The 25,290-nt window shown below is 44.9% G+C and carries 42 protein-coding genes; 2 read left to right on the forward strand and 40 right to left on the reverse strand.

Annotated elements, in window-relative coordinates:
• Positions 1 to 140: 140 nt before the first annotated feature.
• The 37 genes from rplQ to fkpA all read right to left on the reverse strand — a co-directional run bounded on the left by rplQ (position 141) and on the right by fkpA (position 21,690).
• The gene (rplQ, locus tag AC3CID_RS14080; protein WP_004729812.1) at positions 141 to 521 is read right to left on the reverse strand and encodes a 50S ribosomal protein L17; all 381 of its coding nucleotides are present in this window, start codon (positions 519 to 521) and stop codon (positions 141 to 143) included.
• A 24-nt stretch (positions 522 to 545) separates the two neighbouring features.
• Entirely contained in the window at positions 546 to 1,538 is a 993-nt protein-coding gene (locus AC3CID_RS14085) for a DNA-directed RNA polymerase subunit alpha (protein ID WP_004729813.1), read from the reverse strand.
• A 22-nt stretch (positions 1,539 to 1,560) separates the two neighbouring features.
• A complete protein-coding gene (rpsD, locus tag AC3CID_RS14090) occupies positions 1,561 to 2,181 on the reverse strand; it encodes a 30S ribosomal protein S4 (protein ID WP_004729814.1) in 621 nt (206 codons plus the stop codon).
• Positions 2,182 to 2,212: 31 nt separating this feature from the next.
• Entirely contained in the window at positions 2,213 to 2,602 is a 390-nt protein-coding gene (gene rpsK, locus AC3CID_RS14095; RefSeq protein ID WP_004738778.1) for a 30S ribosomal protein S11, read from the reverse strand.
• Between the two features lie 19 nt (positions 2,603 to 2,621).
• Positions 2,622 to 2,978 carry a 30S ribosomal protein S13 gene (rpsM, locus tag AC3CID_RS14100; RefSeq protein WP_004738779.1) on the reverse strand — a complete coding sequence of 119 codons (357 nt, stop codon included), beginning with the start codon at positions 2,976 to 2,978 and terminating at the stop codon, positions 2,622 to 2,624.
• A gap of 149 nt (positions 2,979 to 3,127) precedes the next feature.
• Positions 3,128 to 3,241: a 50S ribosomal protein L36 gene (gene rpmJ, locus AC3CID_RS14105; protein ID WP_000868186.1), complete on the reverse strand. Its 114-nt coding sequence runs from the start codon at positions 3,239 to 3,241 to the stop codon at positions 3,128 to 3,130.
• A 41-nt stretch (positions 3,242 to 3,282) separates the two neighbouring features.
• Entirely contained in the window at positions 3,283 to 4,617 is a 1,335-nt protein-coding gene (gene secY / locus AC3CID_RS14110) for a preprotein translocase subunit SecY (RefSeq protein WP_004736759.1), read from the reverse strand.
• 20 nt (positions 4,618 to 4,637) lie between these two features.
• Entirely contained in the window at positions 4,638 to 5,072 is a 435-nt protein-coding gene (gene rplO / locus AC3CID_RS14115; RefSeq protein WP_004736758.1) for a 50S ribosomal protein L15, read from the reverse strand.
• Positions 5,073 to 5,077: 5 nt separating this feature from the next.
• Positions 5,078 to 5,254, reverse strand: coding sequence for a 50S ribosomal protein L30 (rpmD, locus tag AC3CID_RS14120; RefSeq protein WP_004736756.1), 177 nt, complete (start codon positions 5,252 to 5,254; stop codon positions 5,078 to 5,080).
• Between the two features lie 7 nt (positions 5,255 to 5,261).
• The gene (gene rpsE / locus AC3CID_RS14125; protein WP_004736754.1) at positions 5,262 to 5,762 is read right to left on the reverse strand and encodes a 30S ribosomal protein S5; all 501 of its coding nucleotides are present in this window, start codon (positions 5,760 to 5,762) and stop codon (positions 5,262 to 5,264) included.
• Between the two features lie 14 nt (positions 5,763 to 5,776).
• Positions 5,777 to 6,130: a 50S ribosomal protein L18 gene (gene rplR, locus AC3CID_RS14130; RefSeq protein WP_004736752.1), complete on the reverse strand. Its 354-nt coding sequence runs from the start codon at positions 6,128 to 6,130 to the stop codon at positions 5,777 to 5,779.
• Positions 6,131 to 6,139: 9 nt separating this feature from the next.
• Positions 6,140 to 6,673, reverse strand: coding sequence for a 50S ribosomal protein L6 (rplF, locus tag AC3CID_RS14135; protein ID WP_004736750.1), 534 nt, complete (start codon positions 6,671 to 6,673; stop codon positions 6,140 to 6,142).
• 10 nt (positions 6,674 to 6,683) lie between these two features.
• Positions 6,684 to 7,076, reverse strand: coding sequence for a 30S ribosomal protein S8 (gene rpsH / locus AC3CID_RS14140; protein ID WP_004736749.1), 393 nt, complete (start codon positions 7,074 to 7,076; stop codon positions 6,684 to 6,686).
• 29 nt (positions 7,077 to 7,105) lie between these two features.
• Entirely contained in the window at positions 7,106 to 7,411 is a 306-nt protein-coding gene (gene rpsN / locus AC3CID_RS14145) for a 30S ribosomal protein S14 (RefSeq protein WP_004736747.1), read from the reverse strand.
• A 16-nt stretch (positions 7,412 to 7,427) separates the two neighbouring features.
• Entirely contained in the window at positions 7,428 to 7,967 is a 540-nt protein-coding gene (rplE, locus tag AC3CID_RS14150) for a 50S ribosomal protein L5 (RefSeq protein WP_004736744.1), read from the reverse strand.
• A 24-nt stretch (positions 7,968 to 7,991) separates the two neighbouring features.
• Entirely contained in the window at positions 7,992 to 8,309 is a 318-nt protein-coding gene (gene rplX, locus AC3CID_RS14155; protein WP_004736742.1) for a 50S ribosomal protein L24, read from the reverse strand.
• An 11-nt stretch (positions 8,310 to 8,320) separates the two neighbouring features.
• On the reverse strand, positions 8,321 to 8,692 hold the full coding sequence (gene rplN / locus AC3CID_RS14160; protein WP_004736740.1) for a 50S ribosomal protein L14: 372 nt from the start codon (positions 8,690 to 8,692) through the stop codon (positions 8,321 to 8,323).
• Positions 8,693 to 8,854: 162 nt separating this feature from the next.
• Positions 8,855 to 9,109, reverse strand: a complete 255-nt coding sequence (gene rpsQ / locus AC3CID_RS14165; RefSeq protein ID WP_004736739.1) for a 30S ribosomal protein S17 — start codon at positions 9,107 to 9,109, stop codon at positions 8,855 to 8,857.
• Entirely contained in the window at positions 9,109 to 9,300 is a 192-nt protein-coding gene (rpmC, locus tag AC3CID_RS14170; RefSeq protein ID WP_237297584.1) for a 50S ribosomal protein L29, read from the reverse strand. Before rpmC ends, rpsQ begins: the two co-directional genes overlap by 1 nt.
• The gene (rplP, locus tag AC3CID_RS14175) at positions 9,300 to 9,710 is read right to left on the reverse strand and encodes a 50S ribosomal protein L16 (RefSeq protein WP_004736736.1); all 411 of its coding nucleotides are present in this window, start codon (positions 9,708 to 9,710) and stop codon (positions 9,300 to 9,302) included. Before rplP ends, rpmC begins: the two co-directional genes overlap by 1 nt.
• A gap of 11 nt (positions 9,711 to 9,721) precedes the next feature.
• On the reverse strand, positions 9,722 to 10,420 hold the full coding sequence (gene rpsC / locus AC3CID_RS14180; protein ID WP_004736734.1) for a 30S ribosomal protein S3: 699 nt from the start codon (positions 10,418 to 10,420) through the stop codon (positions 9,722 to 9,724).
• Positions 10,421 to 10,438: 18 nt separating this feature from the next.
• Positions 10,439 to 10,771: a 50S ribosomal protein L22 gene (rplV, locus tag AC3CID_RS14185; protein WP_004736732.1), complete on the reverse strand. Its 333-nt coding sequence runs from the start codon at positions 10,769 to 10,771 to the stop codon at positions 10,439 to 10,441.
• Between the two features lie 10 nt (positions 10,772 to 10,781).
• Positions 10,782 to 11,060, reverse strand: coding sequence for a 30S ribosomal protein S19 (gene rpsS, locus AC3CID_RS14190; RefSeq protein WP_004736729.1), 279 nt, complete (start codon positions 11,058 to 11,060; stop codon positions 10,782 to 10,784).
• 19 nt (positions 11,061 to 11,079) lie between these two features.
• Positions 11,080 to 11,904 (reverse strand): 50S ribosomal protein L2, encoded by an 825-nt coding sequence (rplB, locus tag AC3CID_RS14195; RefSeq protein WP_017076297.1) that lies wholly within the window; start codon positions 11,902 to 11,904, stop codon positions 11,080 to 11,082.
• 14 nt (positions 11,905 to 11,918) lie between these two features.
• Entirely contained in the window at positions 11,919 to 12,221 is a 303-nt protein-coding gene (rplW, locus tag AC3CID_RS14200; RefSeq protein WP_004736765.1) for a 50S ribosomal protein L23, read from the reverse strand.
• Entirely contained in the window at positions 12,218 to 12,820 is a 603-nt protein-coding gene (gene rplD, locus AC3CID_RS14205; RefSeq protein WP_004736764.1) for a 50S ribosomal protein L4, read from the reverse strand. The genes rplW and rplD overlap by 4 nt, the downstream gene beginning before the upstream one ends.
• A gap of 16 nt (positions 12,821 to 12,836) precedes the next feature.
• Positions 12,837 to 13,466, reverse strand: a complete 630-nt coding sequence (gene rplC / locus AC3CID_RS14210; protein WP_004736763.1) for a 50S ribosomal protein L3 — start codon at positions 13,464 to 13,466, stop codon at positions 12,837 to 12,839.
• 14 nt (positions 13,467 to 13,480) lie between these two features.
• Positions 13,481 to 13,792, reverse strand: a complete 312-nt coding sequence (gene rpsJ / locus AC3CID_RS14215; RefSeq protein ID WP_004736761.1) for a 30S ribosomal protein S10 — start codon at positions 13,790 to 13,792, stop codon at positions 13,481 to 13,483.
• 446 nt (positions 13,793 to 14,238) lie between these two features.
• Complete coding sequence (gene tuf / locus AC3CID_RS14220) at positions 14,239 to 15,423, reverse strand: elongation factor Tu (RefSeq protein WP_012604914.1); 1,185 nt, start codon at positions 15,421 to 15,423, stop codon at positions 14,239 to 14,241.
• Between the two features lie 146 nt (positions 15,424 to 15,569).
• Positions 15,570 to 17,666, reverse strand: coding sequence for an elongation factor G (gene fusA / locus AC3CID_RS14225; protein WP_146456889.1), 2,097 nt, complete (start codon positions 17,664 to 17,666; stop codon positions 15,570 to 15,572).
• Positions 17,667 to 17,832: 166 nt separating this feature from the next.
• Positions 17,833 to 18,303, reverse strand: coding sequence for a 30S ribosomal protein S7 (gene rpsG / locus AC3CID_RS14230; RefSeq protein ID WP_017073678.1), 471 nt, complete (start codon positions 18,301 to 18,303; stop codon positions 17,833 to 17,835).
• 103 nt (positions 18,304 to 18,406) lie between these two features.
• A complete protein-coding gene (gene rpsL, locus AC3CID_RS14235) occupies positions 18,407 to 18,781 on the reverse strand; it encodes a 30S ribosomal protein S12 (protein ID WP_012604917.1) in 375 nt (124 codons plus the stop codon).
• Between the two features lie 181 nt (positions 18,782 to 18,962).
• Positions 18,963 to 19,238, reverse strand: a complete 276-nt coding sequence (gene tusB / locus AC3CID_RS14240; RefSeq protein WP_017083779.1) for a sulfurtransferase complex subunit TusB — start codon at positions 19,236 to 19,238, stop codon at positions 18,963 to 18,965.
• Between the two features lie 8 nt (positions 19,239 to 19,246).
• Positions 19,247 to 19,603, reverse strand: coding sequence for a sulfurtransferase complex subunit TusC (gene tusC / locus AC3CID_RS14245; RefSeq protein WP_017085994.1), 357 nt, complete (start codon positions 19,601 to 19,603; stop codon positions 19,247 to 19,249).
• On the reverse strand, positions 19,600 to 19,989 hold the full coding sequence (gene tusD, locus AC3CID_RS14250) for a sulfurtransferase complex subunit TusD (protein ID WP_488526689.1): 390 nt from the start codon (positions 19,987 to 19,989) through the stop codon (positions 19,600 to 19,602). Before tusD ends, tusC begins: the two co-directional genes overlap by 4 nt.
• Positions 19,983 to 20,708 (reverse strand): helix-turn-helix transcriptional regulator, encoded by a 726-nt coding sequence (locus AC3CID_RS14255; RefSeq protein ID WP_004729851.1) that lies wholly within the window; start codon positions 20,706 to 20,708, stop codon positions 19,983 to 19,985. Before AC3CID_RS14255 ends, tusD begins: the two co-directional genes overlap by 7 nt.
• Positions 20,709 to 20,913: 205 nt before the next feature.
• A complete protein-coding gene (fkpA, locus tag AC3CID_RS14260) occupies positions 20,914 to 21,690 on the reverse strand; it encodes an FKBP-type peptidyl-prolyl cis-trans isomerase (protein ID WP_004729852.1) in 777 nt (258 codons plus the stop codon).
• Between the two features lie 131 nt (positions 21,691 to 21,821).
• Between fkpA and AC3CID_RS14265 the strand changes: the two genes are divergently transcribed.
• Positions 21,822 to 22,799 (forward strand): WD40 repeat domain-containing protein, encoded by a 978-nt coding sequence (locus AC3CID_RS14265; RefSeq protein WP_488527297.1) that lies wholly within the window; start codon positions 21,822 to 21,824, stop codon positions 22,797 to 22,799.
• A gap of 5 nt (positions 22,800 to 22,804) precedes the next feature.
• Positions 22,805 to 23,032, forward strand: a complete 228-nt coding sequence (locus AC3CID_RS14270; protein WP_004729640.1) for a SlyX family protein — start codon at positions 22,805 to 22,807, stop codon at positions 23,030 to 23,032.
• A gap of 144 nt (positions 23,033 to 23,176) precedes the next feature.
• Here AC3CID_RS14270 and AC3CID_RS14275 read toward each other — a convergent pair whose 3' ends face one another.
• The 3 genes from AC3CID_RS14275 to AC3CID_RS14285 form a co-directional block, all read right to left on the reverse strand.
• Positions 23,177 to 24,142: an isoaspartyl peptidase/L-asparaginase gene (locus tag AC3CID_RS14275; RefSeq protein WP_372244114.1), complete on the reverse strand. Its 966-nt coding sequence runs from the start codon at positions 24,140 to 24,142 to the stop codon at positions 23,177 to 23,179.
• A 235-nt stretch (positions 24,143 to 24,377) separates the two neighbouring features.
• Complete coding sequence (gene slyD / locus AC3CID_RS14280) at positions 24,378 to 24,974, reverse strand: peptidylprolyl isomerase (protein ID WP_017083786.1); 597 nt, start codon at positions 24,972 to 24,974, stop codon at positions 24,378 to 24,380.
• Positions 24,975 to 25,068: 94 nt separating this feature from the next.
• Entirely contained in the window at positions 25,069 to 25,269 is a 201-nt protein-coding gene (locus AC3CID_RS14285; protein ID WP_086048637.1) for a YheV family putative zinc ribbon protein, read from the reverse strand.
• Positions 25,270 to 25,290 lie beyond the last annotated feature (21 nt).

Here is a 25,290-nt window from a genome sequence, read left to right on the forward strand (position 1 = left end):
CGAGATACGAGATATTTTTAAAAAATAGAGCTGAGCAGGCAAGCAAAAATGCCAAACATCGTGGTGCAATTTTTCAATTCGATAGAAACAAAAAAAGCCGAGCTAATGCTCGGCTTTTTGTATTAAGAATCTAGTATAGATTACTCAGCAGCTTCTTCAGCAGCTGGGCGGTCTACAAGCTCAATGTAAGCCATTGGAGCTTTATCACCAGTACGGAAACCACATTTAAGAATGCGAGTGTAACCACCTTGGCGAGCCGCGAAACGCGGGCCTAGTTCATTAAATAGTTTTGCCACAACTTCGTTATCACGAGTGCGAGCAAATGCAAGACGACGGTTAGCAACACTGTCTGTCTTAGCTAGGGTAATCAATGGCTCAATTACGCGACGTAGTTCTTTTGCTTTAGGCACGGTAGTTTTAATAACTTCGTGACGAACAAGAGAGCTAGCCATGTTGCTGAACATCGCTTTGCGATGACTGCTGTTGCGGTTGAGTTGACGACCACTTTTACGATGGCGCATGACCTAATCCTTCTAACTTTTCGATTAATCTTCAGCGATTGACGCTGGTGGCCAGTTTTCTAGGCGCATGCCTAGAGAAAGACCACGTGAAGCAAGCACATCTTTAATCTCTGTAAGAGATTTCTTACCAAGGTTTGGCGTTTTAAGTAGCTCAACCTCAGTGCGCTGTACAAGATCACCGATGTAGTGAATCGCTTCTGCTTTCAAACAGTTAGCAGAGCGAACTGTTAGTTCAAGATCGTCTACAGGACGTAGTAGGATAGGATCGAATTCTGGCTTCTCTTCCTTCTCCTCAGGTACACGTACATCACGAAGATCTACGAACGCATCCAGTTGTTCAGCTAAAATAGTAGCTGCACGACGGATTGCTTCCTCAGGTTCTAGAGTACCGTTCGTTTCCATATCGATAACAAGCTTGTCTAAATCAGTACGTTGTTCTACACGTGCCGCTTCTACAGCATAGGCGATTTTATCAACCGGGCTGTAAGTAGCGTCAACTAATAGACGACCGATAGGACGCTCATCTTCTTCAGTATGGATACGAGCTGAAGCTGGAACGTAACCACGACCACGTTCTACTTTGATACGCATAGCGATCTCAGCATTGTCATCCGTTAGGTGACAAATTACGTGCTCAGGGTTAGCGATCTCTACATCACCATCGTGGGTGATGTCACCTGCAACAACAGGGCCTGAGCCTGATTTGTTCAGTGTAATAAACACTTCATCTTTGCCTTCAGCAACGCGTACAGCTAAACCTTTAAGGTTTAGAAGGATTTCCAGGATATCTTCCTGAACGCCTTCTTTAGTGCTGTATTCGTGTAGCACACCTTCAATTTCAACTTCTGTTACGGCACAACCCGGCATAGAAGATAGAAGAATGCGGCGAAGAGCATTACCTAGAGTGTGGCCGAAACCGCGCTCTAATGGCTCAAGAGTTACTTTCGCGTGTGTCGTATTGATCTGTTCAATGTCAACAAGACGCGGCTTAAGAAATTCTGTTACAGAACCCTGCATTGTGTCCTCTCTTTTTTTAACCTTACTTAGAGTAAAGTTCGACGATCAAGTGTTCATTGATGTCAGCTGATAGGTCAGAACGCTCAGGCATACGCTTGAATGTACCTTCCATTTTGCTAGCATCTACTTCAATCCAAGTTGGCTTTTCACGTTGTTCAGCAACTTCTAGAGCCGCTTTAATACGAGATTGCTGTTTAGCTTTCTCGCGGATAGAAACAACGTCGTTAGCCGCTACTTTGAAAGAAGGAACGTTTACAACTTTACCGTTAACTAGAACAGACTTGTGGCTAACTAGTTGACGAGATTCAGCACGAGTAGCGCCAAAACCCATACGGTAAACTACGTTATCAAGACGACCTTCAAGAAGCTGAAGCAGGTTTGCACCTGTGTTGCCTTTAAGACGTGCAGCTTCTTTGTAGTAGTTGCGGAATTGTTTTTCTAGAACGCCGTAGATACGACGAACTTTTTGCTTCTCACGAAGCTGAACGCCATACTCAGATAGACGACCGCGACGAGCGCCGTGTACACCTGGTGCGTTATCAATTTTACACTTGGTATCGATCGCACGGACACCAGACTTAAGGAATAAGTCAGTACCTTCGCGACGGCTAAGCTTCAGCTTAGGACCCAAATATCTTGCCATGATCTTTCTCCAATATTCCTAGAAACGAAACTTAAACGCGACGTTTCTTAGGTGGACGACAACCGTTATGAGGGATTGGTGTCGCATCAACAATGTTAGTGATACGGAAACCAGCAGCGTTCAGTGCACGAACAGTAGATTCGCGACCTGGACCTGGACCCTTAACCATAACTTCCAAGTTCTTTAGGCCATATTCTTTAGCCATTTCACCACAACGCTCAGCTGCAACTTGTGCTGCGAACGGAGTAGATTTACGAGAACCACGGAAACCTGAACCACCTGCTGTAGCCCATGCAAGAGCGTTGCCTTGGCGGTCAGTGATAGTTACGATTGTGTTGTTGAAAGAAGCATGAATGTGCGCTACGCCATCAGCTACTTGCTTGCGTACGCGCTTACGCGCGCGAGTTGGTTGTTTTGCCATTGTACTCTACCTTATCCGACTATTTCTTGATCGGCTTGCGCGGACCCTTACGGGTGCGAGCGTTGGTTTTAGTACGCTGTCCACGTAGTGGTAGACTGCGACGATGACGAAGACCGCGGTAACAGCCAAGGTCCATAAGACGCTTGATGTTCATCGATACTTCACGACGTAGATCACCTTCTACAGTGTATTTAGCTACACCATCACGCAGTTGATCGATCTGCTCTTCAGTTAGTTCACTGATCTTAGCATCTTCAGCAATACCCACTTCAGCTAGAATAGCTTGAGAGCGAGTTTTACCAATACCGTAGATTGCAGTAAGTGCAATTACAGAATGCTTATGATCAGGAATGTTAATGCCGGCTATACGGGCCATTATTCACTCCTAAGGGGGTTCATAAAAGAATTATCCGCAGCAAAGCCCGTTATGGATACGCTGCGGCATACTACTTCTTTTGCACGCAAAAGGTAGGCCGAGGAATATACTCGACTCTACCTAGTATTTCAAGTAAAAATTTCTGCTGATTAGCCTTGGCGTTGCTTATGCTTTGGCTCACTGCAAATCACGCGAACGACACCGTTACGCTTGATAACTTTACAGTTACGGCAGATTTTTTTAACGGAAGCACGAACTTTCATTGCTAAACTCCGTAAATGGAATCGAAATAATTACTACCGAATTAACGGCCGTAACCTTTCAGATTCGCTTTCTTTAACACAGAATCATACTGTTGTGACATCAGATGAGTCTGTACCTGTGCCATGAAATCCATGATAACAACCACTACGATTAGTAGGGAAGTGCCGCCAAAGTAGAAACGAACGTTCCACGCGACCATCATGAACTCAGGAATCAGACATATAAAAGTAATGTATAGAGCGCCCGCAAGGGTTAGTCTAGTCATCACTTTATCGATATATTTCGCTGTCTGCTCACCTGGGCGGATACCGGGTACGAATGCACCAGACTTCTTCAAGTTATCAGCTGTTTCACGTGGGTTAAACACCAACGCTGTATAGAAGAAACAGAAGAAGATTATAGCTGCTGCATAAAGCATTACATACAACGGTTGACCTGGGCTAAGAGCTAATGACACGTCAGTTAACCAACCGAACGCGCTGCTTTCACCATTTTGACCAAACCACTGCGCTAATGTTCCTGGGAACAAAATAATACTTGATGCAAAAATCGCTGGTATAACACCTGCCATATTAATCTTAAGTGGCAAATGAGAACTTTGTGCTGCAAACACTTTACGACCTTGTTGACGCTTCGCATAGTTAACGACGATACGACGTTGACCACGCTCCATGAAAACCACGAAGTAAATTACAGCAAAAGACAATACCGCGATAAACAACAGAAGAAGCACATGCAATTCACCTTGACGCGCTTGCTCGATTGTTTGACCGATTGCAGAAGGCAATCCAGCAACAATACCTGCAAAAATCAGAATGGAAATACCATTACCGATTCCTCGCTCAGTGATTTGTTCACCTAACCACATCAAAAACATGGTACCAGTTACTAAACTCACGGTAGCAATAAGCGTAAACATGGTTTGGTTGATAACAACCAGATTGTCGACCATGTTTGGTAAGCCTGTTGCGATACCAATAGCTTGGAATGTTGCAAGTACAAGCGTGCCGTAGCGTGTATATTGGCTTATCTTACGACGGCCTGCTTCACCCTCTTTCTTGAGTTCCGCTAACGCTGGATGAACTACAGTTAGCAATTGGACTACGATCGATGCCGAAATGTACGGCATGATACCCAATGCTAATATAGATGCACGCTCAAGAGCACCACCGGAGAACATGTTAAACATTTCTACGATGGTACCTTTTTGCTGATCGAACAAATCGGCAAGTACAGCTGCGTCAATACCAGGGATCGGCACAAAAGAGCCGGCTCGGAATACTAAAAGTGCACCAATTACGAATAATAAGCGCGACTTTAGTTCACTTAAGCCGCTTTGAGCACTACGAAAATCTTTTCCTGGTTTCTTAGCCATCTGTACCTCGTTCCTCGAGATTATTCCTCGATTTTACCGCCTGCAGCTTCGATTGCAGCTTTAGCGCCTTTAGTCACGCGTAGACCTTTAACAGTCACAGCTTTGCTTAGGTCACCAGAAAGAACGATCTTAACAAACTCGATGTTCTTAGTGATAACGTTAGCAGCTTTAAGGCTGTTAAGATCAACTACGTCACCTGTTACTTTCGCTAGCTCAGCTAGACGAACTTCAGCAGACACTAGGCTCTTACGAGAAGTGAAACCGAATTTAGGTAGACGTTGTTTTAGAGGCATTTGACCGCCTTCAAAACCTGGACGAACAGAGCCGCCAGAACGTGACTTTTGACCTTTGTGACCGCGGCCACCTGTTTTACCAAGGCCAGAACCGATACCACGACCTACACGCTTCTTAGAAGGTTTAGAGCCAGCAGCCGGTGATAGAGTATTCAAACGCATTCTGATTACTCCTCAATCTTAACCATGTAGTAAACCTTGTTGATCATACCGCGTACGCACGGTGTATCTTCAAGTTCTACTGTATGGTTGATGCGACGAAGACCTAGACCTTTAAGACACGCTTTGTGCTTAGGTAGGCGACCAATTGAGCTTTTAGTTTGAGTTACTTTAATAGTTGCCATCGTGTTCTTACTCCGAAATAGATTCAACAGTTAGACCACGTTTAGCAGCAACCATTTCTGGTGACTTAACGTCTACTAGAGCACCAATCGTTGCGCGAACAACGTTGATTGGGTTCGTTGAACCGTATGCTTTAGAAAGTACGTTATGTACGCCTGCAACTTCAAGTACGGCACGCATTGCACCACCGGCAATAACACCTGTACCTTCAGCAGCTGGCTGCATGTAAACTTTAGAGCCCGAATGACGACCTTTCACCGGGTGGTGAAGAGTGCCTTCGTTAAGCGCAACAGTAACCATGTTACGACGCGCTTTTTCCATTGCTTTTTGAATCGCAGCAGGTACTTCACGAGCTTTGCCGTAACCGAAACCTACACGACCATTACCGTCACCAACTACTGTTAGTGCAGTGAAGCTCATGATTCGACCACCTTTAACCGTCTTAGATACACGGTTAACAGCGATCAGCTTTTCTTGCAAATCATTAGCTTGTTGTTGTTCTTTAGCCATCTTCCAACCCTACCTTAGAATTTCAGACCAGCTTCGCGAGCAGAATCTGCTAGCGCCGCTACTCGACCGTGGTATTGGAAACCAGAACGATCAAATGCAACTGTAGCTACGCCTTTTTCAAGAGCGCGCTCAGCAACAGCTTTACCAACTGCTTTAGCTGCATCAACGTTACTAGTGTTCTTAACTTGCTCACGGATCGCTTTTTCTACAGTAGAAGCAGCTGCGATAACCTCAGAGCCGTTTGCCGAGATAACTTGAGCGTAAACATGGCGAGGAGTACGGTGTACTACCAAGCGAGTTGCGCCAAGTTCTGCAATCTTACGACGTGCACGTGTAGCACGACGGATGCGAGATGCTTTCTTATCCATAGTGATACCTTACTTCTTCTTAGCTTCTTTAGTACGCACATTTTCATCTGCGTAACGAACACCTTTACCTTTATAAGGTTCAGGAGCACGGTAAGAACGAATGTCAGCCGCAACTTGACCTACTACTTGCTTATCGCAACCAGTAATAATGATCTCAGTTTGGCTAGGGCACTCAGCTTTAATACCTTCAGGTAGAGCGTGCTCTACTGGGTGAGAAAAGCCTAGTGTTAGACCTACAGAGTTGCCTTTGATAGCAGCACGGTAACCAACACCTTTAAGAGTTAACTTCTTAACGAAGCCCTGAGTAACACCCACAACCATGTTATTAACTAGAGCGCGAGCTGTACCAGCCTGTGCCCATGCGTTAGTAACACCTTCTTTCGGACCGAAAGTTAGGTTGTTTTCTTCCTGTGCAATAACTACGGCGCTGTTAAGAACGCGAGTAAGCTCACCTTTGCTACCTTTTACAGTAACTTCTTGGCCGTTTAGTTTCACCTCTACGCCAGCTGGAATAGCGACAGGTGCTTTAGCAACACGAGACATAATCTACTCCTTAAGCTACGTAACAGATGATTTCACCGCCAAGACCTGCTTTGCGAGCAGCACGGTCAGACATCAGACCCTTGGAAGTAGAAACAACTGCAATACCAAGACCACCCATCACTGTAGGTAAAGAGTCTTTATTTTTATAAACTCTTAGACCAGGACGTGATACACGCTTGATTTGCTCGATTACAGGTTTAGCTTGGAAGTACTTAAGAGTAACTTCTAGCTCAGGTTTTACTTCGCTGTCAACAGCGAAGTCTACGATGTAACCTTCAGCTTTAAGTAATGCAGCAATTGCAACTTTAAGCTTTGAAGAAGGCATTTTTACAGCAACTTTATTTGCTGCCTGACCGTTACGAACTCGGGTCAGCATATCCGAAATCGGATCTTGCATGCTCATAAGATTTACTCCAAATGATTAAGTGGCAATTACCAGCTAGCCTTACGAAGACCCGGAATCTCGCCTTTCATGCAAGCTTCACGAACCTTAATGCGGCTTAGACCGAATTTACGTAGGTAACCGTGTGGACGACCAGTTTGGTTGCAACGGTTGCGCTGACGTGATGCACTTGAATCACGTGGAAGAGATTGCAGTTTAAGAACCGCATTCCAACGATCTTCTTCAGATGCGTTTACATCGCTAATGATAACTTTTAGCGCAGAACGCTTTTCAGCGAACTTAACTACTAGTTTTGCACGTTTAGCTTCACGTGCTTTCATTGATTGTTTAGCCATAACAGTAACCCTACCCTTACTTACGGAATGGGAAGTTAAAGGCAGCCAGCAGAGCTCGGCCTTCCTCATCGGATCCCGCAGATGTCGTGATAGTAATATCAAGACCGCGGACACGATCGACTTTATCGTAGTCGATTTCCGGAAAGATGATTTGCTCGCGAACGCCCATGCTGTAGTTACCGCGTCCGTCAAAAGACTTAGCGCTAACACCACGGAAATCACGTACACGTGGAAGTGCGATAGAGATTAAACGCTCTAAAAATTCCCACATGCGCTCACCACGCAAGGTTACTTTACAACCAATTGGGTAGCCTTCACGAATTTTGAAACCAGCTACAGATTTACGCGCTTTCGTGATAAGTGGCTTTTGACCAGAGATCGTTGCCATATCAGATGCTGCGTTTTCTAGCAGTTTCTTATCGTTGATTGCTTCACCAACGCCCATGTTTAGGGTGATTTTCTCAATCCTAGGGACTTGCATGACGCTTGTGTAGCTGAACTCTTTGGTAAGCTCAGCGACTACAGACGACTTGTAGTAATCATGCAGTTTCGCCATAGTAGAACTCCAAATTACTTCTAATTAGTTAGAAACAGTTTCGCCGTTAGATTTGAAGAAACGAACTTTCTTGCCATCTTCGATACGGAAACCGATACGGTCTGCTTTACCAGTAGCCGCGTTAAAGACTGCAACGTTAGAAGCATCAATAGCTGCTTCTTGTTCAACGATGCCACCTTGTTGACCTAGAGCCGGAACCGGCTTTTGGTGTTTTTTAACAAGATTGATGCCTTCAACAACAACTTTACCAGTTGTCAGAACCTTAGTTACTTTACCTTTCTTGCCTTTATCTTTACCAGCAAGAATGATTACTTCGTCGTTACGACGGATTTTAGCTGCCATGTTGCCGCTCCTTACAGAACTTCAGGTGCAAGTGATACAATCTTCATGAATTTCGCGTTACGAAGTTCACGAGTCACAGGACCAAAGATACGTGTGCCGACTGGTTGCTCAGTAGTGTCATTTAACAATACACAAGCATTACTGTCGAAGCGAATGACAGAACCGTCTGGGCGACGAACGCCTTTACGGGTGCGCACTACTACCGCCTTCAGAACATCACCTTTCTTTACTTTACCGCGAGGAATCGCTTCCTTCACTGTAACCTTGATGACGTCACCGATATGTGCATAACGGCGGTGAGAGCCACCCAGAACCTTAATACACATTACCTTGCGCGCGCCAGAGTTATCTGCTGCGTCAAGTGTACTTTGCATCTGGATCATTGTTAGTGCTCCGCTAAATATTAAAACTAGACCCTCTCGGGTCGGGCTGCCTCTTTAAAAGGGACGCGAATTGTACCACCCTTTTTTTAAATTGGGTAGACAAAAAACAAGCGGCTCCAAAAAATAATTTGGAGCCGCTTATAAGTTATAGAATTACAAAGATTAAATCTTCGCTTTTTCTAGAACTTTAACCAATGTCCAAGACTTAGTCTTAGACAGAGGACGACACTCAGCGATTTCAACTTTGTCGCCTAGGCCACAAGTGTTGTCTTCGTCGTGTGCGTGTACTTTAGTCGTGCGTTTGATGAACTTACCGTAAATTGGGTGTTTTACAGTACGCTCAATAGCAACAACGATAGACTTGTCCATCTTGTCACTTACTACACGGCCTTGCTGGATGCGGTTAGTTTCGCTCATTATGCGTCTGCCTTTTCAGTCAAAACAGTTTTCACACGTGCGATGTCACGGCGTACAGCTTTTAGAGTATGAGTTTGCTGAAGTTGACCAGTTGCAGCTTGCATGCGCAAGTTGAACTGTTCACGTAGCAAATTCAATAGCTCAGCGTTAAGCTCTTCAACGTTCTTTTCGCGTAGATCTTGTGCTTTCATCACATCACCTGCTTAGTTACAAAAGTAGTTTTAACAGGCAGTTTACGCGCCGCTAGGCGGAACGCTTCACGTGCCAACTCTTCAGGTACGCCATTCATCTCGTACATAACTTTGCCTGGTTGGATTTGAGCAACCCAGTACGCAACTGAACCTTTACCTTTACCTTGACGAACTTCAAGAGGCTTTTCAGTAATTGGTTTGTCTGGGAAAACACGGATCCAGATTTGACCTTGACGCTTAATGTGACGTGTCATAGCACGACGTGCCGCTTCGATTTGACGTGCAGTCAGACGACCACGGCCAACAGCTTTAAGACCGAATTCGCCGAAGCTTACTTCAGTACCTTTAGCTAGACCACGGTTACGACCAGTCATAACCTTGCGGAACTTAGTACGTTTTGGTTGTAGCATCGTTCGACTCCTTACTTACGGCCTTTACGCTGCTTCTTAGGCTTATCGCCTTTTGGCTCTACTGCGTTAGCAGCTGGCATACCGCCTAGAATCTCACCTTTGAAGATCCAAACTTTAATGCCGATCACACCGTATTGAGTGTGAGCCGAAGAAGTTGCGTAATCAATGTCTGCACGTAGAGTGTGTAGAGGCACACGGCCTTCACGGTACCACTCTGAACGTGCGATTTCAGCACCGCCAAGACGGCCGCCTACTTGTACTTTGATGCCTTTAGCGCCTAGACGCATAGCATTTTGTACCGCACGCTTCATTGCACGACGGAACATAACACGACGCTCTAGTTGAGACGCGATGCTATCAGCTACAAGCTGACCATCTAGCTCAGGCTTACGTACTTCAGCGATGTTAATTTGCGCTGGTACACCTGCGATTTTAGCTACAGCTGCGCGTAGCTTCTCTACGTCTTCACCTTTCTTACCGATAACAACGCCAGGACGAGCTGTGTGAATAGTCACACGGATGCTCTTCGCTGGACGCTCGATAACGATACGAGATAATGATGCTTTTTGTAGTTCCTTGGTAAGGAACTGACGTACCTTGAAGTCGCCGTCTAGGTTGTCAGCGAATTCGTTGGTATTAGCAAACCATGTAGCATTCCAAGGCTTGACGATGCCAAGACGAATACCATTAGGATGTACTTTCTGACCCATTGCTTACTCTCCTAGTCTTTAGCGATCTGCTACAACAATAGTGATGTGGCTTGAACGCTTCAAGATACGATCCGCACGGCCTTTAGCACGAGGCATAATACGCTTCATGATAGGGCCCTCATCTACGAAGATTTTAGCGACATTTAGATCGTCGATATCTGCACCTTCGTTATGTTCCGCGTTAGCGATAGCTGACTCAAGAACTTTCTTAACTAAAACAGCAGCTTTTTTGTTGCTGAAAGTTAGAATTTCTAGAGCCTGGTCTACCGACTTACCGCGAATTTGGTCTGCAACTAAGCGAGCTTTCTGTGGAGAAATACGAGCAAAGTTATGTTTAGCTAAAGCTTCCATCATCTACTCCTTATTTCTTCTTAGCTTTCTTATCTGCAGCATGACCGCGATAAGTACGAGTTGGTGCAAATTCGCCTAGTTTGTGACCGATCATTTCTTCGGTAACGAAAACAGGGACGTGCTGACGACCATTATGGACAGCGATGGTCAAACCAATCATTGTTGGGATGATCATTGAGCGACGGGACCAAGTCTTAATAGGCTTTTTGTCTCCGCTTTCCACCGCTTTCTCTACCTTCTTCAGCAAGTGTAGGTCAATAAAAGGACCTTTCTTGAGAGAACGTGGCATGGCGATTCCTCTTTATAAATTATTTAGTGCGACGACGTACGATGTACTTGTCAGTGCGCTTATTCTTACGAGTCTTGAAGCCCTTAGTAGGAACGCCCCAAGGAGATACTGGGTGACGACCACCAGATGTGCGGCCTTCACCACCACCATGTGGGTGATCCACCGGGTTCATTACTACACCACGTACGGTTGGACGTACGCCGCGCCAGCGTGAAGCACCAGCTTTACCAAGTTCACGTAGCATATGCTCAGAGTTACCAACTTCACCGATCGTTGCACGACCTTCAGAAAGTACTTTGCGCATTTCACCAGAACGTAGACGGATAGTTACGTATGCACCATCGCGAGCGATGATTTGAGCATAAGCACCAGCCGAACGAGCTAGTTGTGCACCTTTACCAGGCTTAAGTTCAACACAGTGTACAGTAGAACCTACTGGGATGTTGCGCATCGGCAGAGTGTTACCTGCTTTGATTGCAGCATCTACGCCAGATTGAATCTGGTCGCCTGCGTTAACACCTTTAGGTGCAATGATGTAACGACGCTCACCGTCTGCGTACAGAACTAGAGCGATGTTAGCACTACGGTTTGGATCGTATTCTAGACGCTCAACTTTCGCTGGGATGCCATCTTTAGTACGTTTGAAGTCAATCAGACGGTAATGGTGTTTATGACCACCACCGATGTGACGTACTGTAATACGACCGTTGTTGTTACGACCACCGTTCTTAGAGTTTTTCTCTAAAAGTGGTGCGTATGGCTTACCCTTGTGCAGGTCAGCGTTAACAACTTTAACGACGTGACGACGACCAGGGGAAGTCGGCTTACATTTAACAATAGCCATTTTTACTACTCCTGTTATTCCGCGCCGCCAACGAAGTCAAGATCTTGACCTTCTTTCAAAGTAACGTAGGCTTTCTTAACGTCTGAACGACGGCCTTCACGCATACCTTGACGTTTGGTCTTACCCTTTAATACAAGAGTATTTACAGACTTAACTTCAACTTCAAATAGCTTTTCTACAGCTGCTTTGATCTCTTTCTTAGTTGCATCTTTAGCTACTTTGAAAACGATAGTGTTCGCTTTCTCAGCTGCCATAGTTGCTTTTTCAGAGATGTGCGGAGCACGTAGAACTTTTAAGATACGCTCTTCAGTGATCATGCTAGCATCTCCTCAACTTGCTTAACTGCGTCAGCAGTCATCAGAACCTTGTCGAAAGCGATTAGTGATACTGGATCAACACCAGCAACATCACGTGCATCTACTTTGTATAGGTTACGAGCAGCTAAGAATAGATTTTCATCTACTTCGCCAGTCACAATCAGAACGTCGTTTAGCTCAAGCTCTTTAAGCTTAGCTACAAGTTCTTTTGTTTTTGGTGCTTCTACAGAGAAGTTATCAACAACGATTAGACGCTCTTGACGAATCAACTCAGACAGAATGCTCTTCATAGCACCGCGGTACATTTTTTTGTTTACTTTTTGGCTGTGATCTTGTGGTTTCGCAGCAAAAGTAACACCACCTGTACGCCAGATTGGGCTACGAATTGTACCAGCACGTGCACGGCCAGTACCTTTTTGGCGCCATGGCTTAGCACCGCCGCCTGATACTTCAGAACGAGTCTTTTGAGCACGAGTACCTTGACGAGCACCTGCTGCATATGCAACAACTACTTGGTGTACTAGAGCTTCGTTAAAGTCACGTCCGAAAGTAGTCTCGGAAACAGTTAGTGCATCAGCACCTTTAACCATCAATTCCATTACTTACTCCTAGACGTTATGCTTTAACAGCAGGTTTTACGATCACGTTACCGCCTGTTGAGCCTGGTACTGCACCTTTAATAAGGAGTAGATTGCGCTCAGCGTCAACACGTACGATCTCTAGGTTTTGAGTCGTTACACGCTCAGCTCCCATGTGACCTGCCATTTTCTTGCCTTTAAACACGCGGCCTGGAGTTTGACATTGGCCAATTGAACCCGGTGCGCGGTGAGACAAAGAGTTACCGTGAGTCATATCTTGAGTAGAGAAATTCCAACGCTTGATAGCGCCTTGGAAGCCTTTACCTTTAGATGTACCAGTAACGTCTACTTTTTTAATTTCGTTGAAAAGTTCTACGTTTAGCTCAGCGCCAACTTCAAACTCTTCGCCGTTTTCTAAACGGAATTCCCAAAGACCGCGACCTGCTTCTACACCCGCTTTCGCGAAGTGACCAGCTTCAGGTTTAGTTACACGGTTAGCTTTCTTAGCACCAGTAGTTACTTGGATTGCTGCGTAGCCGTCTGTCTCAAGAGTTTTAACTTGAGAAATACGGTTCGCTTCAACCTCAACAACAGTTACTGGGATAGAAACGCCTTCTTCAGTAAATACGCGGGTCATACCCACTTTACGTCCGACTAGACCAATCATTATTCTTATCTCCCTTAACCTAGGCTGATTTGAACATCAACGCCAGCTGCAAGATCAAGACGCATTAGAGCATCAACAGTTTTATCTGTTGGCTCAACGATGTCGATCAAACGCTTGTGAGTACGAATTTCGTACTGGTCACGTGCATCTTTGTTGACGTGTGGAGAGGTAAGAACAGTGAAACGCTCTTTACGAGTAGGAAGTGGAATAGGACCACGAACCTGTGCGCCAGTACGTTTTGCTGTTTCAACGATTTCCGCAGTTGAAGCATCGATTAGCTTGTAATCAAACGCTTTAAGGCGGATACGAATACGTTGGTTCTGCATGAGACAGAGCTCCAATTATTAAAAATTACACAAACAATATCGCCACTCAAGCTCGAAAGAACGAGAGAATGCCGATTGATTTATGTGAAACCGTAGCATCCAAAATCAGGACGCATTGTCAGTTAACTTTTGAAGTAAACACGAAGTTTACTATTTTTATTAACCGCGAACATAAGCTGAGTATACATTACTAGGTAAGACCTACTCCTCAGTGCTCATTGGTTCACAAACCGGCGTTAGCCAGTGCGATGCATTATACAGATCACGTTTTAGTATGCAAGTAGTGTTGGGAAAATAATCGGAATATATTGAAAAAGGAACTTGGGGAGATATGGAGTATTGCGCGGGACAGGAATGTTTCTCTATAAATAATAAAAGGGAAGCCGAAGCTTCCCTTTTCAGATGCGTGCTCTTCTAATGAAGAGTGTGCAAAAATCTAAATGCTATTAAGCGAAGATTTTAGCTACAACACCAGCACCAACTGTACGGCCACCTTCGCGGATTGCGAAACGTAGACCTTCGTCCATTGCGATTGGAGCGATTAGCTCAACAGTCATTTGAACGTTGTCACCTGGCATTACCATTTCTACGCCTTCTGGTAGAGTGATATCGCCTGTTACGTCAGTTGTACGGAAGTAGAACTGTGGACGGTAACCCTTGAAGAAAGGAGTGTGACGGCCGCCTTCGTCTTTAGAAAGTACGTATACTTCAGACTCAAACTTAGTGTGTGGGTTGATTGAACCTTTAGCAGAAAGTACTTGGCCACGTTCAACGTCATCACGCTTAGTACCACGTAGAAGTGCACCAACGTTCTCACCTGCACGACCTTCGTCAAGCAGCTTACGGAACATTTCAACACCAGTACAAGTAGTAAGAGTAGTTTCTTTGATACCAACGATTTCTACTTCGTCACCTACACGTAGGATACCGCGCTCGATACGACCAGTAACTACAGTACCACGACCTTGGATTGAGAATACATCTTCAATAGGAAGTAGGAACGGTAGGTCAACAGCACGCTCTGGAAGTGGAATGTAAGAATCTAGTGCTTCTGCAAGCTCAACAATCTTGTCTTCCCACTGCTTTTCGCCGTTTAGAGCGCCAAGTGCAGAACCTTGAATTACTGGAAGGTCGTCTCCTGGGTACTCGTACTCAGAAAGAAGTTCACGTACTTCCATTTCTACTAGCTCAAGTAGCTCTTCGTCATCAACCATGTCACATTTGTTCATGAATACGATGATGTAAGGGATACCAACTTGACGACCAAGTAGGATGTGCTCACGTGTTTGTGGCATAGGGCCATCTGTAGCAGCAACAACTAGGATACCGCCGTCCATTTGAGCAGCACCAGTGATCATGTTTTTAACATAATCGGCGTGTCCAGGACAGTCTACGTGTGCGTAGTGACGTTCAGGAGTATCGTACTCAACGTGAGAAGTTGCGATTGTGATACCGCGCTCGCGCTCTTCTGGAGCGTTATCGATAGATGCGAAATCTTTAGCAACACCGCCGTACACTTTTGCAAGTGTAGTACAGATAGCAGCAGTTAGAGTTGTTTTACCGTGGTCAACGTGGCCGATAGTACCAACGTTTACGTGCGGTTTCGTACGTTCAAATTTTTCTTTAGACACAATCGTGTTCCTTCCTAGTTATGATTCGCCACGTTCATTATTGAGCGAGACGCGCCAGAAATTGCTATTTTATGCGCCAACTCTCGTTAGCGCAATATTTGGACGCATTGATCTTTCAAAAAATGAAAAAAATGCATCCCTTTTGTTTAACCACGCTCTGCAATGATTGCATTAGCAACATTTTTTGGCACTTCGGCGTACTCACTAAACTCCATAGAGTAAGAAGCACGACCTTGTGTCGCAGAACGTAAATCAGTTGCGTAACCGAACATGACAGACAACGGAACTTGTGCACGAATTATCTTCAGGCCAGCTGTCCCCTCGTCCATACCTTCGATGATGCCGCGACGACGGTTAATATCGCCAACAACGTCACCCATCCAGTCTTCTGGAGTAGTTACTTCAACTTTCATCATAGGCTCAAGCAGAACCGGTTGCGCTTCAAGTGCACCCGATCTGAAAGCCATAGAGGCAGCGATTGTAAACGCCATCTCACTTGAATCTACTTCATGGTAAGAACCATCATATAGTGTAGCTTTGATATCCAAAACTGGATAGCCAGCAAGTACACCATTGTTCATCTGCTCTTCAACGCCTTTAGCGACTGAAGCGATAAACTCTTTAGGTACGATACCGTTGGCAATTTCATCAACGAAGACAAAGCCTTCGCCAGCTTCTGATGGTTCAAGTTTTAGCCACACGTGACCGTACTGACCTTTACCACCATGCTCACGGATAAATTTGCCTTCCGCTTTCGCAGTACCGCGAATCGTTTCACGATAAGCTACTTGCGGGTTACCAACGTTGCAGTTGACGTTAAATTCACGCTTCATACGGTCAACGATGATATCTAAGTGTAGTTCGCCCATACCAGAAATCAGTGTCTGGCCAGTTTCCGCATCCATATCAACGCGGAATGATGGGTCTTCTGCTGCTAGTTTACCTAGAGCGATAGTCATTTTATCTTGATCAGCTTGAGAGCGAGGCTCTACAACGATCTGAATAACTGGATCTGGGAATTCCATACGCTCAAGAACGATTTTATGGTTCTGATCACATAGAGTTTCACCAGTAGTAACATCTTTAAGGCCGATAATGGCTGCGATGTCACCTGCTCGTACTTCTTTTACTTCTTCACGTTTGTTTGAGTGCATTTGAACAATACGCCCTAAACGTTCACGTTGTTTCTTCACAGAGTTGTAAGCTGTTTTACCGCTTTCAACAACTCCAGAGTAAACACGGATGAAAGTTAAAGTACCAACAAATGGGTCTGTTGCAATTTTAAATGCTAGCGCTGAGAACGGTTCTTTGTCGTCCGCGTGACGCTCAATTTCATTCTCGTCGTCATCAACACCTTTAATTGCCGGTACATCGACTGGAGAAGGAAGGAAATCAACCACTGCATCTAGAACAGCTTGTACACCTTTATTTTTGAATGCACTACCACAAGTGGCCAGTACGATTTCATTATTAAGGGTACGAATACGAAGACCTTGCTTGATTTCAGCTTCTGTTAATTCACCTTCTTCAAGGTACTTATCCATCAGCTCTTCATTTGCTTCTGCAGCAGCTTCAACAAGTTCGGTACGATATTCTTCAGCCATTTCTTGCATGTCTGCAGGAATATCTTCGTACGTGAAAGTCATGCCCTGGTCAGCGTCGTTCCAGTTTATTGCCTTCATCTTGAGAAGATCGACAACACCTTGAAAGTTTTCTTCAGCACCAATGTTCAGTTGAATTGGAACAGGGGTTGCGCCTAGGCGGTCCTTGATCTGTTCAACTACGCGCAAGAAATCTGCGCCTGTACGGTCCATTTTGTTAACGAAAACCATACGTGGAACTTGGTACTTATCAGCTTGACGCCATACTGTCTCTGACTGAGGTTCAACACCAGACGAGCCACAGAAAACAACAACTGCACCATCAAGTACACGCAGAGAACGTTCTACTTCGATTGTGAAGTCAACGTGTCCAGGAGTGTCGATGATGTTGATACGGTGGTCCGAGAACTGAGCTTCCATACCACGCCAAAACGTAGTCGTTGCTGCTGAAGTGATCGTAATACCGCGCTCTTGCTCTTGCTCCATCCAGTCCATGGTTGCTGCACCATCGTGAACTTCGCCGATTTTGTGAGAAAGACCGGTATAGAACAGAATACGTTCACTTGTGGTTGTTTTACCTGCATCTACGTGAGCAACGATACCGATATTACGGTATTGCTCTATAGGAGTTTTACGAGCCACGGTTGAATCCTCTTATTAGAGACTTAGGGACTATTGCTATGTCTAGATTATGCGTTAAAAGCGATACTTCGCTAAAAAGTGCTTGCCCTAGAAATAGCAATAGTTCCTAGCATAAGCATAGGAACTAAAGAAGTGCTGCAAGGAACCTTGCAGCACTAAAAAGGTATTACCAGCGGTAATGTGCGAACGCTTTGTTTGCGTCAGCCATGCGGTGAACGTCTTCACGTTTCTTAACCGCAGTACCTTTGTTCTCAGACGCGTCTAGCATTTCAGCAGCTAGGCGTTGAGCCATAGATTTTTCACCACGCTTACGCGCAGCTTCAACTACCCAACGCATAGCAAGAGCGTTACGGCGAACCGGACGAACTTCTACAGGTACTTGGTAAGTTGAACCACCCACACGGCGAGATTTAACTTCTACCGCTGGGCGAACATTTTCAAGAGCTTCTTCAAATACAGCTAAGTGATCTTTACCAGATTTCTCAGCCATAGTTTCTAGTGCAGTGTAAACAATCTTCTCTGCAGTAGATTTTTTTCCGTCAACCATAAGGATGTTAACGAATTTTGCCAGCAGTTCAGATTTGAACTTAGGATCTGGAAGGATCTTACGCTGGCCTATTACGCGACGACGTGGCATGGAATTTCTCCGTTGTCTTCTTCAGGTTTTTTCCAAAACTTTTCAGAATAATAAATAAATAGTGTTTGGCCTTACTTAACGCTTTCTTTTTAAAAAAGACGCATTAAGACTTAGGACGTTTCACACCATACTTAGAACGACCTTTCTTACGGTCGTTAACGCCTGCACAGTCAAGTGCACCGCGAACAGTGTGGTAACGCACACCTGGTAAATCTTTAACACGACCACCACGGATAAGAACAACACTGTGTTCTTGAAGGTTATGACCTTCGCCGCCGATGTATGAAGTAACTTCAAAGCCGTTAGTTAGACGAACACGACATACTTTACGTAGTGCTGAGTTCGGTTTTTTTGGAGTAGTAGTATATACGCGAGTACATACACCACGTTTTTGTGGGCACGCTTCTAGTGCAGGCACGTTGCTTTTAACAACCTGCTTTACACGAGGAGTACGTACCAACTGGTTAATAGTTGCCATTAACTAGCTCCTGATTTACTTGAAAGTAAGCTTGATGAAAAATCTAGCCCTATTACACATAGTGTAAATAGGGACGCAAAATTCTATTCAGCAGTGGGATGTGTGTCAAGAAATATACAGATCTTTTTTAGCCGTCTAGAGCTCAGGATGGTCTTTTTTTAACCATACTGATAAAACACAGCTACCAAGTTACTGATTTGTCGTTCAAAACCGTTAGTTTGACGAATCCGTCGAAGTCCACTTGATCCAGAGTGCTTGAAGCAAGTTGTTGTAAACCTCGGCTATCGAGATCTGTTTTTAATACCGACACATGTTCAACGGTTGAGATTTGATTGAATAACTCATGATTTGGAAGGCAAACATACACCGCATCTTCAACCAAAAGGATGTGATCCTTTTGTTGCGAGTACGCCAATGCAAGCTTGAGTTTGTCTACTGATTTTACAATATGAAGCATAACGTTCCCTAGAAAGTCAGTATTTTTTGGCTCTGAGCTAACTTCTGCGTCAACTCATTCACTTCTAGCGCAGTCACATCGATCAGTAAGTTATCGGTCGAAAGACCAAACTGATTGAGGCTATGTTGACATACGTAAACCTGCTCGATGTCGTAGAGGTCCATAAGCTTGAATGCAGAAATATAGTCACGTGATAGGGATTCATCAGGCTGTTGAGCCTTGAGGAGCTGTGTAACGCCATTACCGACAAAGAACACGGTAATGTCTTCACTATAGGCTGAAGCCGCTAGCAGTGCGTCTAGCCCTTCCCTGCCAGCTGCCGTCGTATGAGGAAAAGTGTTAAATACAAAGGCCAATTTACTCAAAACTGTACAACCCTATCTTTCGTCAAAAGTGCTTCAGATAAGCTCCCTAACCCAGCTTGGGTAAACCCAGCCGCCAAGTTAGATGCACTCAATTGATGTTGCGTTGCTTCATCCGTGCTGATCACTCCGCGTCTAAGCGCAGCAGCAACACACGTTTCAAGGCTAACATTGTGCTCATCCGCCAGTTTTTGCCAAGCGGAAGCCAAGTCGAATTCATCATTAGCAGGTACGGTAAGGTCAGAGCCATTACTGACGCCATCTTGATAGAAGAATACACTGTGAAGTTTGTGGCCCTGATTAATAAGAGCCACTGCAAACTGGTAAGCACTTCTTGCCGACTGTGAACCGTAGACCGGTCCATTCACTAAAAGTGTATAGCTTAACAACCCTCTTCATCCTCTGTTTTACGTTGTCGGATGTATAGGTATACGGTGTGCTTAGAGATGTTCAATCGCTCAGCAACACGGTTAATCGCGTCTTTAATATCGAAAATACCTTTGTCGTAAAGCTCCATCACGATTTGACGGTTCTTAGTATTGTTCGATACTGATTTGTCGGCATTGATTTCTTCAATGGTGCGTTCAACCGTCTGGTCGACAAGCTCTTCCACATCACTCGCAAAGTTTACTGATGATGCTGCTTCGTCCGCATCTTGCGTAGGCATGAAAGATTGCAGTACTTGTGAGAATGGCGCATCTAAGTTTACGTTAATACACAACAAACCAATCACTCGGTCTTCACCATTGCGGATAGCAACCGTGATCGACTTCATCAATACTCCGCCTTTAGCGCGAGTAAAGTATGAACGTGAGAAGTTACGCTTAGAACCTTCAATATCTTTCAGCATCTTCAATGCGAGATCGGTGATCGGCGAACCAACCTGACGACCTGTATTTTCGCCGTTGGCAATTTTAATCGCAGAAGTATTGAGGTCTTCTAAAGAGTGTAAAACGATTTCACAAAACGGACCGATAAGACTCGCAATACCGTCAACCACGGCCTCATAAGATCTTAGAATGATTTTATCGTGTTCACTGAATGGCATAACGTGGACTGATTCCATTTCAAGTAACACATCTGCATTGACTGTTTCTGTAGTAGTCACTTATTCCTTACCTTCGTGTGAAAAATCAACAAATTTATGTAAGTTTATCAGAAAATTTTAATTGCACACCTAGCTAACATTGCAACTAGTGATTTAGAACAAGTTTAAAAATCAAATACTCACCTTCAAATCATAAAAAAAGCCTAACTCAAAGTTAGGCTTTTTGTTCAATCAACGTATTTTAGAATAAAACTTTTAGCTGATATTACTGAGCAGGAGCCGCTTCAGCGTTATCAATTTTAAGTAGTTCAACTTCGAATACTAGCGTTGAGTTAGCAGGGATAGTCGGTGTGTCTTGCTCACCGTATGCTAGCTCTGGCGGGATTACGAATTTGTACTTAGAACCAACTTGCATCAGTTGTACGCCTTCAGTCCAGCCTGGGATTACGCGGTTTAGTGGGAATGTTGCTGGTTCGCCACGATCGTAAGAGCTGTCGAACTGAGTACCGTCTGTTAGCGTACCTTTGTAGTGTACTTGAACGGTATCAGTGTCTTTTGGAGAAGCACCTTCACCAGCCGTCATTACTTGGTAAAGTAGACCAGATTCAGTTTGCTTAACGCCTTCAGTTTTAGCGAACTCAGCACGGAAATCATCACCGGCTTTCTTCACTTCTGCAGATTTTTCTGCCGCTTGTGCTTGCATTGTTTCAGCAACACGCTTGTCTAGAGCTTCAAGAGCTGCGCGAGTTTCTTCTTCGTTAAGTGCTGTTTTCTCTGCGAATACGTCTTCGATACCTTGAAGAACCATATCTTTGTCTAGGTTAATGCCTAGCTCGCTTGGCTTATCAATGCTTGTGCTTAGGTAGTTCGCGAAAGATACACCGATTGCGTATGCCGCTTTGTCATCTTCTGTTTTAAAGTTTACTGCTGCAACTTTAGCTTCTTCTACCTGTGGAGCTTCTGCCTTTGGTTCTTCTTTCTGACAACCAACTGCTAGCATAACCGTTGCGGCAAGCAGTGATACTTTTAAAACTGATTTCATTGAATTCTCCAATTAATGGCCAAGCCATTGGTTATTGTGCACAAATCTAATGATTAGATTGGTGTGAATACGTTAGTTATAACAATATACTAGTCATATGTCTTTCGACACAAACCGGATTATTAGATGTGATGCGAATATTTTTCCACTCATTGCTATGTACGATTGTCATCACCTTGTTAAATGGTTGCTTTTTCTTTCAAGATGATGAGCAACGTTGGGAAATTGAACCCAATGGTGCCACCAGCTTTGCACTAAGCAGAGATGGACGCTTCGCCCTGCTCTACTCTCAGCAAAAACAACTGTTACTCTGGGACCTCGTCCAAGATAAAGAACTCGCTCAACTCGGCCCGCAAGATCAATCAGAAAACCAAGTATCGCGTATCCGCATCTCGGACAACGGCCGCTTCGCCATTACCGCCAGCCAGATGAATTTCGCCGTTTGGGACTTATCTTGGACTCAAGCTGAAGGGCTTTGGTCTATTTCCGATGGCCTAATTCGTGATGTCGATATATCCAGCAATGGTGAAAAAGTCTTACTTGGCCTGTCTAATGGCAAAGCTATCTATGTGGACTTAGTCACCGGACGCCGTCTTGAGTTCCTTGCTCACCGAGAAAAAGTTAATTCAGTCTCCCTCTCTTCTAATGGCCGCTACGCATTATCAGGCGGCAACGACTACAAAGCTTACCTTTGGGATACCGAATCAGGCTTGGTGTTACGTACCTTCGAGCATGAACAAAGAGTAGTACGAGTTGCACTACAACGGGATGGAGAATTGGCTTTTACTTCCGATGGCGGCAACCAAGCGATGATTTGGGATCTAGAAACAGGTGAACCTCAAGCGCAATTGCAGAGCTGGTCTCGACAGCTGATATTCTCTAGTGCTCGCTTTTCTGACGACGGCAGTATGTTGGTGACGGGTACACCATCCAGCCAAGTGAGTGTGTGGCATACTCAAGATGGAAAACGCATTTCTCGTCACGATGCCGAGCCATTAAAAGATGCTCGCCCTCCCCGTGCGGTAGTGTATGATGCAGCCTTTGATGAAAAGAACCGTGTGATATCGGGCACCTCTGCGGGCATCGCCCAAGCTTGGAATGTGGATTAAGAACGATGACAGAAAAGCGAATTGAACAACTAGAAAGCCGCGTGAATGACCTAGAATGTCAGTTGGCTTTCCAAGAACAAACCATTGAAGAACTCAATGAAGCGCTTAGCCAACAACAGATGTTGATCACGAGAATGCAAGATCAAATGAAGTTCGTGGTGGGTAAAGTGAAAAATATGGATGGCTCAAACCTCGCTGACGCATCAGAAGAGACGCCACCTCCACACTATTAAGCGCCGTTCAAAATGACGAATTGATTCTAGTGACGTGTATCACTAGAAATATGCAAACTAAAAGGGCGACAGATTCTTATCTGTCGCCCTTTTGTTTGTTTAGTCTGCGCTAATTCAACCAAAGCTAGTTAAACCAATATAAGCTTAGTCATCGGCATAAATCTTCACTTCCACGCAGCCGTTAGTATCAACACTCGCGCGATACATTCCTGAACTGTTCATACCGAAGTGAATATCACCTTGGCCATCGATAGCAATCAAGCCGCCTTCGCCACCCATGGTTTTCAGTTCACCTTGAATGATGTGTTCACAAGCCGTATGCACATCTTCCTTGAGATAACGCATTCTTGCCGCCACATCACTGGCGACCATCTTTCTAAGGAAGAACTCACCCATACCTGTCGTTGATACGGCCACGTTGCCATTTTCAGCAACAGTGCCTGCACCGATGATTGGAGAATCTCCCACACGACCGTATTTTTTATTGGTTACGCCACCGGTACTGGTTGCTGCAGCTAAGTTACCGGCCTGGTCTAATGCTACTGCGCCAACCGTGCCGTACTTTTTATCATCTGGATATTTTTGAGCTTGTTGCTCATCGTATTTTGCTTCAGACAAAGCAAAGATACCTTTCTCTTTCATCGACTGAAGTTGGTCATAACGACGCTCAGTAAAGAAGTAATCTTGCTCGGTGAAGATATACTCATGCTCAAACGCAAACTTCTCTGCGCCTTCACCAATCAGCAGCACATGATCGCTTTTAAACATCACATCACGCGCAAGCTCAATGGGATTTTTGATATGGCGGACACCTGCAATAGCACCCGCATCCATTTCGCGACCGTGCATCACAGAAGCATCCATCTCAACAAATTCGTCATGAGTTAAAACAGAGCCTTTACCGGCATTAAAATGCGGGCTGTCTTCCATCACTTTAACCGATGCAACCACCGCATCCAGCGCATCTCCACCCGATTGCAACACTTGATAGCCGGCTAAAACAGACTTTTCCAAAGCCTCGGTAATACCCGTTTTTAGTTCATCGTTCATTTGCTCTCGTAAGATGGTTCCTGCACCACCATGAATGGCAATTGAAAAAGGCTGTGACATGCGAACTCTCCACTGACGTCGTCTTATAATGTTGTGCTATCAATACCACATCCATGGTTTGATGTCTGATAGCGAAAACCACACTTTCTACTAATGCTTAGATTTGCGGACACTTAGATTTGCAGACACTTAGTTCGCTAGATTAAAAGTCAGCTCAAAAAGCGAGACTTCTAAACGAAGAAAGCCTCCGCAAGGGAGGCTTTCAGTATTCTTAAACTAAACCGCTAATTCGGTATTAGTGAGAACCACAGCTACCGCCGCCGCAGCAGCCGTCTTTTTTCTCTTCAGCGTGGTCATGGCCTTCGCCACCACAGCAACCGCCTTCGTGGTCATGATCATGGTCGTGACCGTGGCTACCACAGCCGCCTTCTTGGTGTACGTGACCGTGTTGAACTTCTTCTTCAGTCGCTTCACGAACGGCTACAACTTCAACGTCAAACGTTAGAGTTTGGCCGGCTAGCATGTGGTTACCATCAACAACAACTTCGTCGCCATCTACTTCAGTAACTTCAACTGGGATTGGACCTTGGTCAGTATCCGCTAGGAAACGCATGCCAACTTCGATTTGTTCAACACCTTGGAATACGTCTGCAGGAACACGTTGAACTAAGTCATCGTTGTGCTCGCCGTAAGCGTCTTCTGGAGTAACCGTTGCTGAGAACTTGTCGCCAGCTACTTTGCCTTCAAGCTCTTTTTCAAGACCTGTAATTAGGTTGTTGTGACCGTGAAGGTAATCTAGTGGAGCTTCTGCAGTTGATTGGTCAACTACTACGCCATCTTCAAGTTTCACTTGATATGCAACACTAACTACTACGTTCTTTTCAATTTTCATGAGAGCTCCAAGGAGGTTTGGACTAAGCTCGAACAGTTGAGCTTAGGAAAAATTCTGTACCGGGATATTATGGGGATCAATTAACGAAACTCAATCATTCTGGCTTAAAAATACCGATCATTTCTTGATTCGCGTGTTCAGATTTCTCTACAGTTTTCGGTTTGCGCTGCTCTGTGAAGTCACAATCGACGCATTCCACCAGCTCAATATTATTTTCAACCCACCAGCGGAGTGTGTCTTGAGTCTTGCAGCTTGGGCAGCTCGCCCCTGCGATAAAGCGTTTTTTCTGTTTCACGTTCATATCCTTTACTACTCT

It is taken from the genome of Vibrio sp. QJM3NY_21, assembly GCF_057785975.1.

Excerpts from the sequence above, each read along its gene's own strand:
- rplQ (WP_004729812.1), bottom strand. The coding sequence starts at position 521 with ATGCGCCATCGTAAAAGTGGTCGTCAACTCAACCGCAACAGCAGTCAT.
- AC3CID_RS14085 (WP_004729813.1), bottom strand. The coding sequence starts at position 1,538 with ATGCAGGGTTCTGTAACAGAATTTCTTAAGCCGCGTCTTGTTGACATT.
- rpsD (WP_004729814.1), bottom strand. The coding sequence starts at position 2,181 with ATGGCAAGATATTTGGGTCCTAAGCTGAAGCTTAGCCGTCGCGAAGGT.
- rpsK (WP_004738778.1), bottom strand. The coding sequence starts at position 2,602 with ATGGCAAAACAACCAACTCGCGCGCGTAAGCGCGTACGCAAGCAAGTA.
- rpsM (WP_004738779.1), bottom strand. The coding sequence starts at position 2,978 with ATGGCCCGTATAGCCGGCATTAACATTCCTGATCATAAGCATTCTGTA.
- rpmJ (WP_000868186.1), bottom strand. The coding sequence starts at position 3,241 with ATGAAAGTTCGTGCTTCCGTTAAAAAAATCTGCCGTAACTGTAAAGTT.
- secY (WP_004736759.1), bottom strand. The coding sequence starts at position 4,617 with ATGGCTAAGAAACCAGGAAAAGATTTTCGTAGTGCTCAAAGCGGCTTA.
- rplO (WP_004736758.1), bottom strand. The coding sequence starts at position 5,072 with ATGCGTTTGAATACTCTATCACCGGCTGCTGGCTCTAAACCTTCTAAG.
- rpmD (WP_004736756.1), bottom strand. The coding sequence starts at position 5,254 with ATGGCAACTATTAAAGTAACTCAAACTAAAAGCTCAATTGGTCGCCTA.
- rpsE (WP_004736754.1), bottom strand. The coding sequence starts at position 5,762 with ATGGCTAAAGAACAACAACAAGCTAATGATTTGCAAGAAAAGCTGATC.
- rplR (WP_004736752.1), bottom strand. The coding sequence starts at position 6,130 with ATGGATAAGAAAGCATCTCGCATCCGTCGTGCTACACGTGCACGTCGT.
- rplF (WP_004736750.1), bottom strand. The coding sequence starts at position 6,673 with ATGTCTCGTGTTGCTAAAGCACCTGTCGCTATTCCAGCTGGCGTAGAG.
- rpsH (WP_004736749.1), bottom strand. The coding sequence starts at position 7,076 with ATGAGCATGCAAGATCCGATTTCGGATATGCTGACCCGAGTTCGTAAC.
- rpsN (WP_004736747.1), bottom strand. The coding sequence starts at position 7,411 with ATGGCTAAACAATCAATGAAAGCACGTGAAGCTAAACGTGCAAAACTA.
- rplE (WP_004736744.1), bottom strand. The coding sequence starts at position 7,967 with ATGGCGAAACTGCATGATTACTACAAGTCGTCTGTAGTCGCTGAGCTT.
- rplX (WP_004736742.1), bottom strand. The coding sequence starts at position 8,309 with ATGGCAGCTAAAATCCGTCGTAACGACGAAGTAATCATTCTTGCTGGT.
- rplN (WP_004736740.1), bottom strand. The coding sequence starts at position 8,692 with ATGATCCAGATGCAAAGTACACTTGACGCAGCAGATAACTCTGGCGCG.
- rpsQ (WP_004736739.1), bottom strand. The coding sequence starts at position 9,109 with ATGAGCGAAACTAACCGCATCCAGCAAGGCCGTGTAGTAAGTGACAAG.
- rpmC (WP_237297584.1), bottom strand. The coding sequence starts at position 9,300 with ATGAAAGCACAAGATCTACGCGAAAAGAACGTTGAAGAGCTTAACGCT.
- rplP (WP_004736736.1), bottom strand. The coding sequence starts at position 9,710 with ATGCTACAACCAAAACGTACTAAGTTCCGCAAGGTTATGACTGGTCGT.
- rpsC (WP_004736734.1), bottom strand. The coding sequence starts at position 10,420 with ATGGGTCAGAAAGTACATCCTAATGGTATTCGTCTTGGCATCGTCAAG.
- rplV (WP_004736732.1), bottom strand. The coding sequence starts at position 10,771 with ATGGAAGCTTTAGCTAAACATAACTTTGCTCGTATTTCTCCACAGAAA.
- rpsS (WP_004736729.1), bottom strand. The coding sequence starts at position 11,060 with ATGCCACGTTCTCTCAAGAAAGGTCCTTTTATTGACCTACACTTGCTG.
- rplB (WP_017076297.1), bottom strand. The coding sequence starts at position 11,904 with ATGGCTATTGTTAAATGTAAGCCGACTTCCCCTGGTCGTCGTCACGTC.
- rplW (WP_004736765.1), bottom strand. The coding sequence starts at position 12,221 with ATGATCACTGAAGAGCGTATCTTAAAAGTTCTACGTGCTCCGCACATC.
- rplD (WP_004736764.1), bottom strand. The coding sequence starts at position 12,820 with ATGGAATTGATGGTTAAAGGTGCTGATGCACTAACTGTTTCCGAGACT.
- rplC (WP_004736763.1), bottom strand. The coding sequence starts at position 13,466 with ATGATTGGTCTAGTCGGACGTAAAGTGGGTATGACCCGCGTATTTACT.
- rpsJ (WP_004736761.1), bottom strand. The coding sequence starts at position 13,792 with ATGCAGAACCAACGTATTCGTATCCGCCTTAAAGCGTTTGATTACAAG.
- rpsG (WP_017073678.1), bottom strand. The coding sequence starts at position 18,303 with ATGCCACGTCGTCGCGTAATAGGCCAGCGTAAGATCCTTCCAGATCCT.
- rpsL (WP_012604917.1), bottom strand. The coding sequence starts at position 18,781 with ATGGCAACTATTAACCAGTTGGTACGTACTCCTCGTGTAAAGCAGGTT.
- tusB (WP_017083779.1), bottom strand. The coding sequence starts at position 19,238 with ATGCTTCATATTGTAAAATCAGTAGACAAACTCAAGCTTGCATTGGCG.
- fkpA (WP_004729852.1), bottom strand. The coding sequence starts at position 21,690 with ATGAAATCAGTTTTAAAAGTATCACTGCTTGCCGCAACGGTTATGCTA.
- AC3CID_RS14265 (WP_488527297.1), top strand. The coding sequence starts at position 21,822 with ATGCGAATATTTTTCCACTCATTGCTATGTACGATTGTCATCACCTTG.
- AC3CID_RS14270 (WP_004729640.1), top strand. The coding sequence starts at position 22,805 with ATGACAGAAAAGCGAATTGAACAACTAGAAAGCCGCGTGAATGACCTA.
- AC3CID_RS14275 (WP_372244114.1), bottom strand. The coding sequence starts at position 24,142 with ATGTCACAGCCTTTTTCAATTGCCATTCATGGTGGTGCAGGAACCATC.
- slyD (WP_017083786.1), bottom strand. The coding sequence starts at position 24,974 with ATGAAAATTGAAAAGAACGTAGTAGTTAGTGTTGCATATCAAGTGAAA.